A 16,398-nucleotide genomic window follows, 5' to 3' on the forward strand; every position below is an offset into this window, starting at 1 on the left:
CGATCGACGCATCAGCGAGTTTGACCATTCAGGAATGTCATCGATCGAGTATCCTGTGGTTTGGCCTGCCTTGCATCTCCCTCCCCTGACTCTTCCCCTCCTTTGATCCCCCCGATGAAACCTTCCTGTTTTGCCCCGTGGCGTTCGCTGCTGCTCGTGTCCATGTCGGTGTTCTTGCCGAATCTACTCTCAGCCCAGTCATTCTCGCCTCGATTCCAAACGATCGTCCTGAGCGAATCGTTTCACAGCGAAGGTGCCGACGCGGCGGACATCGATGGTGACGGGAACGTCGACATCGTTTCCGGGCCGTTTTGGTACCGAGGGCCGGACTTCCGCACGCGGCATGCTTACGCCGTGGTCAAGGATTACCCGATCAAGGGTTACTCCGATCACTTCTTTTCCTTCGCACGTGATTTCAACGGTGATGGTCACGTGGACGTTTTCTGTATCCCGATGCCCGGCACGGCGGGCGTGTGGTACGAGAATCCGGGGACCGCGGACCGAACATCGGTTTGGAACAGCCACGTCGTGTTGGCGAGCGTGGACAACGAGTCGCCGACGCTGGCGGACATCAACGGCGATGGCGTCGAGGAACTGGTCTGCATCCACCAGGGACGCTACGGCTATGCCCAGCCCGACGCCACTGATCCGACCGCACCGTGGACGTTCACCGCCGTCAGCGAGAACCGCGGTTACGGGCGATTCACGCACGGGTTGGGTGTCGGCGATGTGGACGGCGACGGACGTGCCGACGTGCTGGAAAAAGATGGCTGGTGGCAACAGACCAAGACGGCCGGCGAAACGTTCCAATTTCATCCGGTGAAGTTCGCCGAATCGGGCGGATCGCAAATGTTCGCCTATGACTTTGACGGCGACGGGGACAATGATGTGCTGTCGGTGCAGAACGCACACGGTTATGGATTAAGCTGGTTCGAGCGACGCGGCAGCGACGACGAGTTTCTGTTCGTCGAACGTCCGATTCTGGGCAGCGAGCCGTCGGGCAATCCTTACGGACTGGCGATTTCCCAAATGCATGCCGTCGCGCTGGCCGACATCGACGGCGATGGCGTCAAAGACATCGTGACTGGCAAGCGGTTCTGGGCACACGGCGGAAATGACCCGGGCGCATCCGAGTTGCCGGTGTTGTACTGGCTGCGCACGGTCCGCTCCGAGTATGGCGTCGACTTCCAGCCGCATCTGATCGACACCCGTGTCGGTGTCGGAACTCAGTTGACCACCGCCGACGTCGACCGCAACGGACACGTCGATATCGTTGTCGGAAACAAATTGGGGACCTATGTGTTGCTTAACAGCGGAAACGCCGAACCGGCCCCCGAACCGTCAACGACGGCGGCGCACACCGTCGGCAGCGACGAATTTAAAACCGCCGTCAGGACCACCGAGCCCCTGACACCCGAACAGGAAGGCGAGACGTTTGTTCTGCCGGCCGGATTCAGCGTGCAGCTTGTCGCCGCCGAACCCGAGATCGCCAAGCCGATGAACATGGCCTTTGATGCCAAGGGGCGATTGTGGGTCAGCAGCAGTGTTGAGTACCCGTTTCCCGCCGCCGAAGGCGAGGGCCGCGATACGATCAAAATCCTGGAGGACACCGACAACGACGGTCGCGCCGACAAGGTCATCACGTTTGCCGACGGGTTGAACATCCCGATCGGATTGTATCCCTATCGTGACGGCGTGATCTGTTACAGCATCCCGAACATCTGGTTCCTGCGTGACACCGACGGCGACGATCGGTGCGACACACGCCAGGTCCTGTACGGACCGTTCGACTACTCGCGCGACACCCATGGCATGTGCAACGGATTCACCCGTGGATTCGACGGTTGGCTGTACGCCTGCCACGGTTTCAACAATCAATCCTCGGTCACCGGCGGTGACGGACACACGGTCACGATGCACTCGGGCAACACGTTTCGGATTCGCACCGATGGATCGCGAATCGAACACTTCACCGACGGCCAAGTCAATCCGTTCGGCATGGCGATCGATCCCGACGGTGACTTGTTCACCGCCGACTGTCACACCAAGCCGGTCACCTTGCTGATGCAAGGCGGCGTGTATCAAGGATTCGGCAAGCCCCATGATGGCCTGGGTTTCGTCCCCAACGTGATGGAACACTTGCACGGAAGCACGGCCATCGGCGGAATCGCACTGTATCACGACGACGCGTTCCCTCCGGTCTTTCACGGCAACTCCTTCGGCGGCAACGTGATGACCAGCCGGATCAATCGCAATTCGATTCACCGCACCGGATCGACCGTTTCGGCACGCGAAGAATCCGATTTCTTGATCTCCGGCGACCCCTGGTTCCGACCCGTCGATTTGCAGGTCGGTCCCGATGGTGCCTTGTACGTCGCCGACTTTTACAACCGCATCATCGGGCACTACGAAGTCGGGCTCGATCACCCCGGTCGTGATCGTCATCGGGGGCGGATCTGGCGGATCGTTTTTGATGACCCGGCGGGATCGCGTCGCGACATGCCGGCCCTGACGGCAAGTCGTGCGCCAGGACAGACGGACGATCACGAGATGTCCCAGGTGATCGGTCAGCTGGATTCACCGAGCCTGCCCCGACGTGCCCTGGCAGCCGATCAACTGGCCGATCAGTTCGGTGCCGCTGCGGTCGATCCCGTTCGCAGAGCGTTGGCCGAGAGCACCAGCGCCGACGCGAAAGTTCAAATGCTGTGGGTTTTGCACCGCTTGGGTGTGATCACCGATTCCGAGATCCAGACCGCGGCGCAGGACGAATCCGCCAGGGTGCGCGTTCACGCGATGCAGCTGATCGGGACCAGAGTTGGTGTCGATGACGCGCTGTCGTCATGGTTGATCACCGGACTGAACGATCCCGACGCGATGGTGCGACGCGGTGCGGCGATGGCCGCGTCGAAGTCTGCCTCGATGCCGTTGACCGCAGCGCTGATGAAGACGCTGCATCAAACCCCCGCGTCGGATGCCCACCTGGTTCATGCGATCCGCATGTCACTGCGCGACCACCTTCGCGACGCCGATCGATTTCGCGTCTTCACCGAGTCCCTGTCCACGCAAGACATGCGGGTCGTGATCGACCTTTGCCTGGGGATCCGGACCGAGTTTGCCGGCGAGTATCTTGCCGCCCACGTGTCACAGCTTCAAGACTTACAGCCTGATCAGCTTTCGACGTATCTCTCATTTGCCGCCCGGTATGCTTCACCGCAGCACCTGGATTCGATCGCCGCGATGGCGCAAAACCGTTTCGCCGAGGACCTTGCCTTCCAAGAAGACCTGCTGCGTTCGATCCGAAACGGGCTCGGCCAGCGCGGCATCGACGCCCCGCCTGTGGTGACCGATTGGGCGACGCGTCTGGCACGTCGCTATCTTGGTCTGCGTGAGGGGGATACGTTGTTGCCGGAGAGCCCGCGACACATCGGCTGGACCTACTTGCCTTATCCCGGCACGCCGGACCACGGCAACCCATGGGTGTTGTCGAACAAACGCAATTCAGCCGACGGCCAACGGGCATCCAAGCTGCACAGCAGTTTTCCGCTCGGTGAATCCAGGACGGGCATCTATCGCAGCGATTCATTCCAGCTGCCGGAGCAACTGTCGTTTTATGTGGCCGGTCACGACGGCGTTCCCGACAAACCGCTCCAGAACTTGAACGTGGTGCGTGTTCGCGATGCGGTGTCCCAAGCGGTGCTGCAGACATGGAGCCCGCCGCGGAATGACACCGCACAGGAGGTCACCTGGCAAACCGGTGATGCGGCCGGTCGCGACGTGTTCGTCGAATTGGTGGACGGGGACACCGCCGGGGCTTATGCCTGGATGGCGGTGGGACGTTTTTCGATCGACGGGTTGAATCCCAGTGACCAGGCGAGTGAATTCAGTCAGGCCGCTCGATTGATCGGCGACTTCACGCTGAACGATCTCGCCGGCGTGGCGACACAGGTGCTTCGTGACGGTGACGTCGGCCGTCAGCTCGCCGCCGACTTTGCGACGGCTCTGGCGGCGTTGAATCCCAACTCGCAAACCTCGGCGATCGCCGAATCCATCTCTGTTGTGGGCGTTGATCGGGCGTTGCGCGGCGAACTGACCGAATTGCTGTTGAATTCCAACGGCGGCCAACTGGTTCCCGTGATTGGCAAGGTCACCAAGCTGGCCACCGCAGCCGAACAGTTGCGGATCGCGGGGCAGCTCTCTTCGGATCAAGCCGGCGTGGAAACGTTGTTGGCACTCGTGGAAGCGGGGCAGGCATCGCCGCGACTGTTGGTCGATCCGGCCATCAGCGGCAAACTGGACAGTTTAGCGACCGAGGAGCACTCACGGCGGATCTCAAAACTGACCGGAGATCTGCCGATCGAGGACCAAGCACTGGTCGCGGCAATGAACGCGCGGAAATCGGCCTATTTACGGGACGGAGGCGATGCCGCCGTCGGGGCCGCCTTGTTTACCAAGCAGTGTGCCGTCTGCCATCAAATCGCCGGTAAAGGGGTGGCGGTCGGTCCGAACCTGGACGGGGTGGGAAACCGTGGGTTGGACCGGTTGATCGAAGACGTGCTGACCCCGAACCGGAACATTGACGCGGCGTTTCGAGCCAGCGTCGTGCTGACCGATGACGGTCAGGTGTACAGTGGTTTGATCAAGCGGACCGATGGTGAACAGTTGCTGATCGTCGATCAGACGGGCAAAGAAATCAACGTCCCCGTCGACGAGATCGTCAGACAGAAGATCGTGGGCAATTCACCGATGCCGGCAAACTTTCATGAAACGCTTGGCGAGGGGCAAACCAAAGACTTGCTGGCCTACCTGTTGTCGTTGACTCACTAATGTTCGCGACGCGATGTTTCATCGGGTACGATGATGGAGTGGCGGACTTTTCCATAGGGACGAGGCAATCAGGGGAGCACGGTGATGATCAATCGGCCAGCAACAACGAGCGGGCGTCGGCGTTTCATGGGCGTCTGCGGTGGCGTCACGGCAGCGGTTGCCCTGGCGGAACTTGAAATCATTAACCGTTTGCCGCGGGTCAGTGCCGCCGAGGCGACACTTGATCAACAGGCCGTTCGGTTTAGCGACGACATCGAACCGCTGGTGCGATTGTTGGAAGACACCCCGCGCAATCGCGTCGTGGAAGTGTTTGCCGACAAGGTCCACGGCGGCACGTCCTATCGCGAGGTGCTGACCGCGCTGTTGTTGGCCGGTGTCCGCAACGTCCAGCCGCGACCGAGTGTCGGATTCAAATTCCATGCGGTGTTGGTGGTCAATTCGGCGCACTTGGCCAGCCTCGCTTCACCGGACCAGGATCGATGGCTGCCGATCTTCTGGGCGCTGGATTACTTTAAATCCTCCCAGGACCGCGACGTCCGCGAGGGCAATTGGACGATGGCGGCGGTCGACGAATCGTCCGTGCCCGCACCGCACTTGGCCCGCCAAGCATTCATCGACGCGATGGACCGCTGGGACGTCGATGCGGCCGACGTGGCGATCGCCGGATTGGCCCGGTCGGCCGGTGCGAACGAGGTGTTTGAGCTGATGGCCCACTACGGATGCCGAGATTTCCGCAGCATCGGACACAAGGCGATTTTCGTGGCGAACGGTTTTCGTACGTTGCAATGCATCGGCTGGCGCTACTCCGAGCCGGTGTTGCGATCGCTGACCTATGCACTGCTGAACCACAACGGCGAACCCAATCCCGCCGACAGCGACTTGACGCCCGATGCCGCGTGCCGCGTGACCGAGGAATTGATGGACGGATTCGGCGACCATTGGAACAGTGGCAAAATGGATCCGGCAGCTTCCTTGGCACATTTGGACGCGCTCCGGGATGCGTCGCCGGAGCAGGCCGTGCGCGAGACGGCGGCACTGATTCAATCCGGGATTCATCCCCAGTCGATCGCCGACGCGTTGTTCTTGTCGGCCGGTGAAATGTTGATGCAGCAACCGGGAATCATCTCACTGCATTCGTCGACGACCACCAACGCGATGCAGTACGCGTATCGCACCGCGCGCGATCCCAAGACCCGGTTGCGTCTGCTGTTGCAAAACGCCGCCTTCATCCCCCACTTCCGATCGTCGATGCAGTCGCGTGGCAAGGTGGCAAACAAGCAAATCAACGAACTGCAACAGTTGGATGCTCCCGCCACCACGATGTCGCCGACCAAGATTTTTGAAAGCGCCAATCAAGACCGTGCCGGGGCGTCACATGCCGCGATGCAATTCCTGGCCGGTGGCGGCCAGGCCGAACAGATGATCCAAACGGCTCGCCAACTGGTGTTTCTGAAAGGCAACGACTCCCACGACTACAAATTCAGCTCGGCGGTGCTGGAAGATTTTTATGCCGTCTCGCCCGAGTTCCGCAACAGTTACCTGGCCGCGTCGACTTACCTGTTGCCGGCCAGCGGAGACCGCGACAACGGACTGGTCGATCGAATTCGCTCGGCGATCGGATAGGGAAGGTTTCAGGCTTCAGGTTTCAAAACTGCCCGAAATCTTCGCCTTACCCATTTTCCTGTCTGCATTCCTTTGCCCGTCCCCCATGTTTCTGTCCCCTCGCTGCGGTCCTAGTGCCGCTCGCGTGTCGGTTCGCGGTTGAGCAAACGATTGAGTTGTCCCGAGAATTCTTGCAAATCCAGCGGTTTGACGAGCACACAGTCCGGTCCGTCGACGGCTTGGTCGCTGTGCTGTGCGTCGATGCTGCCGGTAATGACGATGACGGGCGTGTTCGGGGCGATCGTCTTGACTTCTTGGGTCAGTCGCAAGCCGTTCATGCCGGGCATGTTCATGTCGGTCAGAACCAAGTCGTACTTCTCTTGGCGGATCATCTCCAGCCCCGCCGCCGCGCTTTCGGCGCACTCAATTTGATAGCCTAAGGTTTGCATCAAAACTGTCAGCGACTTGAGTCCCAGGACATCGTCGTCGATGTACAGCAATTTGACCGCACCGTGTCGGTTCATCAGTTCAGCCGAATTCGCCACCCCAACCTCCTGTATCGGATCGGTCCGTTCAGATCTTCTGATTCATCGGGACCATGTATTCTTACGCCCGGTTAAACCCCACGGCGGCAAAAAACGTTCGCACCGATTTACCGATGATAACGGTTTCTGTGCACGCGGGTGGCAGATTCTATGGACTGGCGGGTGCGACGTCGAGTTGCGTCCTTGTTCGTCTTTCTCGATTCCGAGTACGATGTTAGGGACATGGCCGGCCGACGGATCACAATCGGCAACTTTTCCACTCCCCGCGTGCCGTTTGCGATTCGCCCGAAGCGATCATCGATCAAAGCAGGACAATGATGAGTGAAACTGGATCGTCCAACGGTTACTTCGTTTCCGATTTGCATCTGTTTTCCAGCCGTTCGACGGGGGATTTGATCCTGCCGGAACTCCGTCAGAAGGCACGTCAAACGCACACCGTGGTGCTGGGCGGTGACATCTTTGATTTCAAGTGGAGCACGCACGAGAGCGACGAGAAATCGGTGGAAAAGGCCATCGAATGGATCGAGGATTTGTTGGATCAAAACGAGGGTTGTGAATACCACTACATTTTGGGCAATCACGACTCGCGTCCCGAGTTTGTCAAGGAGTTGATTGCGTTGGCGTCGCGACACCCCAATTTCACTTGGCATCGCTACTTTGCCCGTCTGGATAATTGTTTATTTTTGCACGGTGATGTCGCCGACGGGCCACTGGATCATGCGCGTTTAGATTCGCGTCGAGAAAAATTCGAGCGGAAGAAGAAAAAGACGGGATTGTGGCACGTCGCTTATGACATGGCGATTCACGCTCGACTGCACCGTTTGGTCGTGTTGTCGATCCGCGAAATGGTCGTGCTGCGACGTGTGAAAGAGTACGTCGAAAGCATCGGTCATGGTCTTTCCGAGGGCGTGACAGATGTTTACTTCGGACACACCCACGTCGAACTCGATGGCATCCAGTATCAGGGGCTTTGCTTTCACAACGGCGGCGCCGCCATCCGCGGCATGAAGTTTCGGATCGTTGAAACGACACTCGGCGCACCGGCCAGCGTGCGGGCCTGAAATTGCCACTCTTTCAGATGTCTGGCGGAAACATTCGCCCCCCCCTTCGATCGGGTATAGAATACAGTGGTGTCTGATTTGCTGAAATGATCCCGCTGTCCCGTGAGCGTCCGATGGCAGTTCGCAATGCGATTGACTGCGACACGCGGTTCCACCCCAATCACGAACTCGCAGCACAAGTTCTTGATTCGTTGACGGTCGAGGTGGCGGTGATCAACACGGCCGGGGCGATCATTGCCACGAATCAGGCGTGGCAGGATTTCGCGGTTCAGAACGGTGGCCGTCCCTCGCTGACCGGCGTGGGAGCGAATTATCTGGACGTCTGTCGGGCAATCCGCGGCGGTGATCGGTTCTATGCCGATCGAGCGTGCCAGGGCATCAGCGACGTGCTCGCCGGCAAGCGTCATGTGTTCACGTTGGAATACCCGTGCCACAGTTCGACTGAAAACCGTTGGTTCCTGCTCCATGTCTCGCCGCTGAAAGGAGACTCTTCCAAAGCGGTGACCGCCCACGTGTCGATCACGGATCGAAAGATTGTCGAACATCAATTGGTTGAAACCGCGAGACTGGCGGCCATCGGCGATGCGATGAAAGGGTTAAGCCACAAGGGACGCAATTCGCTGCAACAAGCCCAAGGCTTTATCGATTTGCTGCGCTACTCGATCGGCGACGATTCCGACGCCCGTAAGTTGCTGGATCGAATCGAACTCGCGCAGCATCGGCTGGTCGGTTTGTACGAAGAGGTGTTGCATTATGCCGAACCGATGCAATTGAATTGTTCGATCGGCCGATTGGACGACGTCGTCGAAGAAGCCTGGGCGTCCGTGTTGCCCGTTGACGATCGGTTGAGGCTGCAGCACCCGACGCAAGGCATGGATCTCGAGTGCGAAATGGACCGTGATGCGATGTGGCAGGTGGTGAAAACCCTGTTTGACAACGCCGCCGAAACGGGATCCCAAACGACTCGGATTGACGTGTCGTATCAAACGGGACTGCTGAACCATCGTCCGGCGATCACCATGGTTGTCAGTGACAATGGACCGGGAATCGCCGCGGCGGATCACGAACGAGTCTTCGAGCCCTTTTTCACGACCAAGACGATCGGCACCGGACTGGGCCTGCCCCGGGCGCGGCGGATCGTCGAACTGCACGGCGGCCAAATTGGATTGGGCGCATCGGTGCTGGGCGGGGCATCGTTTTACCTGACCTTGCCACGTCAACAAATCGCGCGTTGACGTGTGAGCGATCGGCCCGACCTTCTCCCCCCGCAATGCCGGGGGAGAAGGGAGCCCGGGTGAGTTGTGTTGACAACCATGCCGGCAAGGACGGTAAATTTCAAACGCCGCTCGCACTCTGGTCGTCGATGCGCGGAACGCTGGCGGCGTGTAAACTACGCACCGCGTTTGACGCATCCTAACGCCCTCCAACCCTTTCCCCGATTGGCATCACGTTTATGAACCTTGGATTTCGACGCTGCGGTCTTCTTTTGGCTTTCCTTTTCGTCTCGGTTTCGATTTGCCGGGCGGCGGCACCGGAGGGTTCGGCGACCGTGCCGCTTTGGCCCGACTTGCCGCCCGGGACGACGCTCCGCGGTGAAGGCGACCTCCCTGAACTGATCGTCACACGTGTCGAATCGGAATCGCCGACCGCGGCGGTCGTGATCTTGCCGGGCGGCGGATACGGCGGTCACGCGATGGATCACGAAGGCCACCAATTCGCGGCGTGGTTCGAATCGTTGGGCGTGACGTCGGCGATTTGCACCTATCGTTTGCGCGGCAAAGGCAACGACGGAAAGGGCTACGGGCATCCGGCCCCGATGATGGACGCCCAACGCGCGATTCAAACGTTGCGTGCCCGAGCCGAACAATGGAACATCGATCCAAATCGAATCGGTGTGATCGGGTTTTCCGCCGGCGGCCACTTGTGCTCCACCGTCTCGACACACTTTGTCGACGGCGATCCGGCGTCGGAGGATCCGATCGCACGCGTTTCGTCTCGTCCGGATTTCAGCATCCTGTGCTACCCCGTGATCGCATTCGGGCAGCCCCACACGCACAAGGGCAGCCAGCGAAACCTGATCGGTGCGGCTCCCGACGATGGGCTGCTGCAATCTCTTTCGAATGAAAAGCAGGTGACCGAGAAAACTCCACCGGCGTTTTTGTTCCACACCGGTGCCGACACCGCCGTGCCCGTGCAAAACAGCATCGATTACTACTTGGCTTGTTTACGGCACGGCGTCGCCGCAGAGCTGCACGTGTTTCCCGAAGGACGGCACGGATTGGGACTTGCCCAAAGCTTGCCCGGGGCGAAGCAGTGGCCCGACCTGTGCGCGGATTGGCTGCGACGCTTGGGCGTAGTGGCCACGCCGTGAACGCGTTTCTTGACGATCACAAGGTGGCGATGGCCTGGATCGCCGCAATTTCCTGCGTGCTGTTTGTCGGCTGCTTGCTGATCGCACCCTGGCTGGCCGTTCGAATTCCGGTCGACTATTTCGTCGGTCGGCGACGCCCCCGAACACTCTTCGCCGATCGGCACCCCGTGTTGCGGTGGACGGGATTGGTGATCAAAAACCTGATCGGCGGCGTACTGGTACTTGCCGGCCTGGTGATGCTGGTCCTGCCGGGCCAGGGGCTGTTGACCATGCTGGTCGGGATCCTGATGCTGAATTTTCCGGGCAAACATCGCCTGGAACGACGGTTGGTCTCCATTCCAGCGGTGTTGAAATCGATCAATTGGATGCGGCAGCGTTCGGGCGTCGAACCGATCCGAGTCCGATCGTTCGGTCGACCTTAAATCTTCCGCCGTGTGTCCCCTGGTACGACAGCCTTTCCGGGCGGTCGAGCCCATTTGTACGACGGCCCTTCCGGGCGGTCGAGCCCATTTGTACGACGGCCCTTCCGGGCGGTCGAGGCTCCACAATCAATCCACCTCAAACTCCTGTGACCCGTTGCCATTGATCAATACCTTCCGGCAGTCACCGAGTTGCCGGACCGCGTCACCGCTCAGACCGGAAAACAGATTCCCAGAGATCACCAATGCCTGGCAATCCTGGAGCAGGATCCCGGCCGCTTCGTTCGGATTCGTTTCGGTTTTGCTGACCACGGAATCTCGTTTCTTGATCGGAGTCCCATCGTCCGCATCGCCGATCCAACTATCGCTGAAATTATTGGCGCTGATCGTGATGCTGCCGGAACCTTCGCGCACCGCGACGCCGACCTTTTTGACGATGGTGAAGGTGTTGGCGGAGATGGCACAGCCGTGCGCGTCGCGTAGATCGATCCCGCCGGTGAACTCATGTGCGATCACGTTGGCCGACATGGTGATGCCATAGCAATCGCGGTCCAGCACGATCGCCCAGCCTTGGCATTCTTCGATCATGTTGCCGGCGACGACCGAGCCATAAGTGTTTTCGATGACCACACCGTCGCCGAGGTGGTCGTCCAGGTTGTTGCCGCTCATCGTCAGGTTGAATGAATCGATGCAGCGTAACCCGTCATCGTTTTCTTCGAACTGATTGGCGGAGACGATGATATCGTGGCAGCCTTCGATCGAAACGCCGCATTTCTTGTTGTAGGTGAACAGACAGTCGCTGACGCGGGGATCTTCGTAACAATAGTGCAATCGCAATCCGTCGCCACCGTTGTCGCTGCTGGTGACACCCTGGACGAAGATCTCTTCGATGTAGCGGGCTTCGATTCCCGCACCGCTTTTTTCATTTCCGGTCACCCGAAAGTTGGCCAGGTTGACGCGCCACAGCCGGTCTTTCGATGGGACCTGTTTCCCGATCCAATCGGGATGCTCGATCAGAATGGCCGGTTTTCCTTCGGTGTTTTTGTTGATCAGGTGAGTTGCGGTTCCAGAACCTTCCAGACGCGTGTCGGCCGTTTTAAGATGCAGCGGTTGGCTCAATTCGTAAGTCCCCGGCGGAATTTTCAGCACGCCTCCGGACCGGGGGATCGCATCAGCGGCTTCCTGCAGTGTCGCAAAGTCAGCGGCGTTGATGATCGCGTCCGCGCCGCGCGTTTCGCCGGCGGCCACGAGACTGCAGGTGGCCAGCGTGATCAATAGAGTCTTGTTACGAATCATGGTGTAGCGTGGATCGGACCATTGGGGTGGGGATCGGATCATCGACGGCTCGTCGAGTCGTGTGATCACGGGGGAGGTGCAAAATAGTGTATCGTATCGCAACGTTGGGCAGCGGGCGTTGGCGGGCACCGTCGCCAGCCGGCTATGATAGACACAGCCGACAAGACTTCATTGAAAGGAGAGAACGTGGACCTGAGGACCCTGTTTTGCCTGCCACTGTTGATCGCGATCGCCTCGCCCAGCCAGGCAGCGGCCGACGACGACCAGTCACACCAATCGTTGATCGCCAAAGTGCGTCCGTCGGTGATGACGATTCGCGTTCAGGGCCGCGACGGCGATCCGATGGGCATCGGCACCGGCTTCGTCATCGATTCGGATGGTTTGATCGCCACCAACTTTCACGTCATCAACGAAGGGCGTCCGTTTACCGTGGAGTCCCCCGAGGGCAAGAAGCTGAGAGTCTTGGGGGTCGAAGCTTCGGACGTGAGCAGCGATTTGGCGATCATTCACGTCGACCCCGGATCCACCGAATTGCCGGCGTTGGAGTTTGCCGGCGATGACTCCACACGGCAAGGCATCCGCGTGCTGGCGTTCGGCAATCCGCTGGGGCTTCGCAACAGTGTCGTCGAAGGCATCGTGTCGGCCAGACGCGAAGTCGAAGGCCGCGAGCTGTTGCAGCTGGCGATGCCGATCGAACCGGGAAACAGCGGCGGCCCGTTGGTCGATCTGAAGGGGCGCGTCCACGGCATCATCAATATGAAATCATCGATCGACGATAACTTGGGTTTCGCCATCCCCGTTTCGCAGCTCGTCGCACTCAAAGAGAATCCCAACCCCGTGACACTTGATCGCTGGGTCCGGATCGGCCGCATCAATGACGATCGGTGGACGCCGGTGATGGGATCTCGCTGGCAACAACGCGGCGGACGGATCGTCGCGCTCGGTGCCGGGAACGGGTTCGGCGGACGATCCTTGCTACTTTCAAAACGCGACGTTCCCCAGCGCCCCTTCGAAATCGCGGTGATGGTCCGGCTGGATGATGAGTCCGGCGCCGCGGGATTGGCGTTCCATAGCGACGGCCAGAATCAACATTATGGGTTTTACGCCAGCGCCGGCCGTTTGCGTTTGACCTGCTTTCGCGGTGCGTCGGTGTACTCGTGGGATATCTTGAAAGAAGTGGAAACGGAGTACTATCTGCCGGGTCAATGGAACCAATTGAAAGTCCGAGTGGGAGACGAAAAAATCCTGTGCTACGTCAACGGACGACTCGTGATCGAGTCCGATGACCGGCAGATCACTGAAGGGCAGGTCGGACTGGCAAAGTTTCGTGACACCGAGCCGGAATTTTCCGGATTTCAACTCGGCGCTGCCTTGGACTTGCCGGTGCTGTCCGAAGCGGGCGAAAAAATGCTCGCCCAACTCGATCCCACCGCACTGCCACTGGATTCGGTCGGCAGTGACCAGATCCGCCAACTGGGCACGTCAGGCGATTTGGCATGGCGGGAATTGACCCGTCGGGCGATCGAGTTGGAAACACAAGCCAAGCGAATGCACCAGTTGGCCGACGATGTCCGCCGTGCTGACACCGTTGACCGATTGAGTCGACTGGACGCAATCGACGACGACGAACGGTTGCTGACCGGATCGTTGTTGATCGCCAAATTGGACAGCCCCGATTTGGATGTCGAAGCCTACCGCGAACGGATCGACGAAATGGCCGGTGAGATTCTGGCGGGACTCGATGCGGATGCGTCGGCGACCGAGATTCGCGACGCCATGCATCGCTATCTGTTTCAAGAGAACGGATTTCATGGCAGCCGAAGCGAGTATTATCACGCCGCCAACAGCCAACTCAACCGGGTGATCGATGACCGCGAGGGGTTGCCGATCACGATGTCCGTGCTGTACATCGAACTCGGGCGGCGATTGGGGATCAAAGTCGTCGGTGTCGGGTTGCCCGGCCACTTTGTCGCCAAGCACGTCATTGATACCGAGCAGGATCAACTGATCGATGTGTTTGAACGCGGAAAACTGCTCAGTCAGGAAGACGCGGCCGAGATCGTTGCCGCGCACGCCGGACGCCGTATCCGTGATTCCGACTTGCAGGCCTCCACGGACATCGAAATCCTGACCCGCATTTTGAATAATCTGATCGGCGTCGCCGGACGCATGAACGACGGGGAGGCGATGCTTCGCTACTGTGACGCCATCGTCGCGGTCAATCCCGACGAACCACGCTACCGGATGATGCGCGCCCAGCTGCGTGGGATGACCGGGCGGATCAATTTGGCGCTTGAAGACGTCGAGATGATGCTGCAACACGATCCTCCGGAACTCGATCGCGGCGCGACCGAGCGGCTTCGCGATGCACTGATCGAGCGTTTGTGATTGCAGCAGCCGGTGGCGAAAACGCGCCAATAAGCGTGTCGAATCGTCGCGAGACACGCGGGCGTACGATGCCCACGCGTAAACTCGGCTATGCTAAAGCGTTGCATCCGAGCGCGTTTTCTGTGGCGGTCTCTGAGATCTGTGCGAGGATGGCGAATCCAAAGCCAGCAGATGATGTCGACGCAGAGTGTTTCTTCCCCGGTCATCGGCGGTCTTGCTGAAGGCAAGAAACTGGGACTTGCGTCGCATCTGATTTTGATCGGCGCGCTGGCTGCCGTTTATTACGCGACCGCCCGCGCGGGGCTTTTGTTCGCGATCCCTCCGGGCAATGCCACCGCGGTCTGGCCTCCGTCGGGGATCGCACTGGGCGGTCTCTTGTTGGGCGGTTTGTCGATTACACCGGGGATCTGGATCGGCTCGTTCCTGGTCAATACCGGGACAGGGGTTTCGCCGGTGACGGCTGGGATCATTGCAACGGGAAATACCGCGGCGGCACTGGTCGCGTTTGCACTTTGTCGACGGTTTCTCAGCCTGGACGCTCCATTTCGTCGAGCCGCCTGTGGATTCCGTCTCTTTGCGATCGCTGCGGTGGCGTGTTTGTTGGCGGCCACGCTCGGTTCGGGAAGCCTGGCGATCAACGGCTACATTTCCGAGGGTCAATTCGGGTCGAACTGGTCGACCTGGTGGCTGGGAGACCTTGCCGGTGTGATGCTTCTGTCGCCGTTGTTCATGTTGTTCGGAGCGCGGCATCAATCGCAAGTCCCCTCCCATGCGTTGTTTGGCGCGCTGGTGTCGCTCGTGGTGCTGGGGGTGATCAGCCTGGCGATCTTTGGCAGTTGGCTTCCGGAGGAATTCTCCGAGGGGTTGTTGTATTTGCCATTGATTGCGTTGTTTTGGTTGTTGCTCCGATTCCCACCGATTGTCGTTTTCGGCGGCAACCTGCTGATCGCGGTGATTGCTGTCCACTACACCTCCAGGGGCTCTGGGCCGTTTGCGACCGAAGTGGTCGCCAATTCACTGTTCGAGTTGCAGTTCTTTATGACGGTCTACGCGCTGACGACGCTTGCCCTGATCGGAGTACTATCCAGCCAACGGGAGGCAGAAAATCGGGAGTCTCAATTGGCGGCCAAGGTCAAAGCCGACGAAGCAATGCGGAAAAAGGAGAGCGAATTGGCGCATGTCGCCCGCCTGGCAACCATGGGAGAATTGGTCGCCGGGATCGCACATGAAGTGAACCAGCCGTTGTACGCAATCGCCAACTACGCCGCGGCGAGCGAGAGCATGCTCGCATCCTGCGACGTCCGACAAAACGATCGTCTGTGTGATCTGAATCGGCAGATCAGTGACCAGGCCGTGCGTGCCGGAGAGATCATTCGCCGGATGCGCGGCTTTGTAAAAAAGTCAGGCGACCAGCGGACCGTGTTTTCGATCAGCGATGCGGTCGATGAGGCTTGCAGTCTGCTGGATGCGGAGGCAAGGTTGCAGACGATCGCGGTGAATGCTCACCCGGAATCCACTGTGCCGGTTTGTGTCTGTGCCGATCGAATCCAAATCGAACAAGTTTTCATCAATTTGATTCGCAATGCAATTGACGCCATGGGGGAGAGCGACGGCGACAAACGAGTCGTCACCGTGCGGACGGTGGTGGTGGAGAACGAGGTTCAGGTGAGTGTCATCGATCGCGGGATAGGGATCACGCAGTCCTCGCTGACGGACGTGTTCGCCCCCTTCTTCACGACCAAACAGAATGGGATGGGAATGGGCCTGGCCATCAGCCGCACCATTGTGGAAGCACACGGTGGACGGATTTGGGCATCGCCGGGAACCGACGACGGCGCCGTCTTCACCGTCGCGTTGCCCATCGACAAGTCTGGAGCGGATGGGCGGTAGAA

Annotated in this window: 10 protein-coding genes; 8 read left to right on the plus strand and 2 right to left on the minus strand. The window is 59.4% G+C overall.

Annotated elements, in window-relative coordinates:
- Nucleotides 1-114: 114 nt before the first annotated feature.
- Together Mal15_RS11485 and Mal15_RS11490 are read left to right on the plus strand one after the other, a co-directional pair.
- Complete coding sequence (locus Mal15_RS11485) at nucleotides 115-4,824, plus strand: PVC-type heme-binding CxxCH protein (RefSeq protein ID WP_147867886.1); 4,710 nt, start codon at nucleotides 115-117, stop codon at nucleotides 4,822-4,824.
- Nucleotides 4,825-4,908: 84 nt separating this feature from the next.
- On the plus strand, nucleotides 4,909-6,447 hold the full coding sequence (locus Mal15_RS11490) for a hypothetical protein (protein WP_147867887.1): 1,539 nt from the start codon (nucleotides 4,909-4,911) through the stop codon (nucleotides 6,445-6,447).
- 110 nt (nucleotides 6,448-6,557) lie between these two features.
- On the opposite strand, the gene Mal15_RS11495 is transcribed toward Mal15_RS11490, so the two are convergent.
- Nucleotides 6,558-6,950: a response regulator gene (locus Mal15_RS11495; RefSeq protein ID WP_147867888.1), complete on the minus strand. Its 393-nt coding sequence runs from the start codon at nucleotides 6,948-6,950 to the stop codon at nucleotides 6,558-6,560.
- A gap of 338 nt (nucleotides 6,951-7,288) precedes the next feature.
- Here Mal15_RS11495 and Mal15_RS11500 point away from each other — a divergent pair, with 338 nt between their 5' ends.
- The 4 genes from Mal15_RS11500 (at nucleotide 7,289) to Mal15_RS11515 (ending at nucleotide 10,825) form a co-directional block, all read left to right on the plus strand.
- Nucleotides 7,289-8,032, plus strand: coding sequence for a metallophosphoesterase (locus Mal15_RS11500; protein WP_147867889.1), 744 nt, complete (start codon nucleotides 7,289-7,291; stop codon nucleotides 8,030-8,032).
- A 113-nt stretch (nucleotides 8,033-8,145) separates the two neighbouring features.
- Entirely contained in the window at nucleotides 8,146-9,267 is a 1,122-nt protein-coding gene (locus tag Mal15_RS11505; protein WP_167546738.1) for an ATP-binding protein, read from the plus strand.
- 251 nt (nucleotides 9,268-9,518) lie between these two features.
- A complete protein-coding gene (locus tag Mal15_RS11510; protein WP_233903408.1) occupies nucleotides 9,519-10,403 on the plus strand; it encodes an alpha/beta hydrolase in 885 nt (294 codons plus the stop codon).
- Nucleotides 10,400-10,825 (plus strand): PGPGW domain-containing protein, encoded by a 426-nt coding sequence (locus tag Mal15_RS11515; protein ID WP_233903409.1) that lies wholly within the window; start codon nucleotides 10,400-10,402, stop codon nucleotides 10,823-10,825. Before Mal15_RS11510 ends, Mal15_RS11515 begins: the two co-directional genes overlap by 4 nt.
- Nucleotides 10,826-10,951: 126 nt before the next feature.
- Here the strand turns inward: Mal15_RS11515 and Mal15_RS11520 are convergent, their stop codons facing one another.
- Nucleotides 10,952-12,160 (minus strand): right-handed parallel beta-helix repeat-containing protein, encoded by a 1,209-nt coding sequence (locus Mal15_RS11520; protein WP_147867892.1) that lies wholly within the window; start codon nucleotides 12,158-12,160, stop codon nucleotides 10,952-10,954.
- A 144-nt stretch (nucleotides 12,161-12,304) separates the two neighbouring features.
- Between Mal15_RS11520 and Mal15_RS11525 the strand changes: the two genes are divergently transcribed.
- Nucleotides 12,305-14,506, plus strand: a complete 2,202-nt coding sequence (locus tag Mal15_RS11525) for a transglutaminase family protein (protein ID WP_167546739.1) — start codon at nucleotides 12,305-12,307, stop codon at nucleotides 14,504-14,506.
- Between the two features lie 171 nt (nucleotides 14,507-14,677).
- Nucleotides 14,678-16,396 carry an MASE1 domain-containing protein gene (locus Mal15_RS11530; RefSeq protein WP_167546740.1) on the plus strand — a complete coding sequence of 573 codons (1,719 nt, stop codon included), beginning with the start codon at nucleotides 14,678-14,680 and terminating at the stop codon, nucleotides 16,394-16,396.
- Nucleotides 16,397-16,398: the final 2 nt, after the last annotated feature.

Origin of the sequence: Stieleria maiorica (genome assembly GCF_008035925.1) — a bacterium.
GTDB lineage: Bacteria > Planctomycetota > Planctomycetia > Pirellulales > Pirellulaceae > Stieleria > Stieleria maiorica.

What these genes read in the sequence shown, in the direction of transcription:
- Mal15_RS11485 (WP_147867886.1), top strand. Translation starts at nt 115, where the DNA reads ATGAAACCTTCCTGTTTTGCCCCGTGGCGTTCGCTGCTGCTCGTGTCC.
- Mal15_RS11490 (WP_147867887.1), top strand. Translation starts at nt 4,909, where the DNA reads ATGATCAATCGGCCAGCAACAACGAGCGGGCGTCGGCGTTTCATGGGC.
- Mal15_RS11495 (WP_147867888.1), bottom strand. Translation starts at nt 6,950, where the DNA reads ATGAACCGACACGGTGCGGTCAAATTGCTGTACATCGACGACGATGTC.
- Mal15_RS11500 (WP_147867889.1), top strand. Translation starts at nt 7,289, where the DNA reads ATGAGTGAAACTGGATCGTCCAACGGTTACTTCGTTTCCGATTTGCAT.
- Mal15_RS11505 (WP_167546738.1), top strand. Translation starts at nt 8,146, where the DNA reads ATGGCAGTTCGCAATGCGATTGACTGCGACACGCGGTTCCACCCCAAT.
- Mal15_RS11520 (WP_147867892.1), bottom strand. Translation starts at nt 12,160, where the DNA reads ATGATCCGATCCCCACCCCAATGGTCCGATCCACGCTACACCATGATT.
- Mal15_RS11530 (WP_167546740.1), top strand. Translation starts at nt 14,678, where the DNA reads ATGATGTCGACGCAGAGTGTTTCTTCCCCGGTCATCGGCGGTCTTGCT.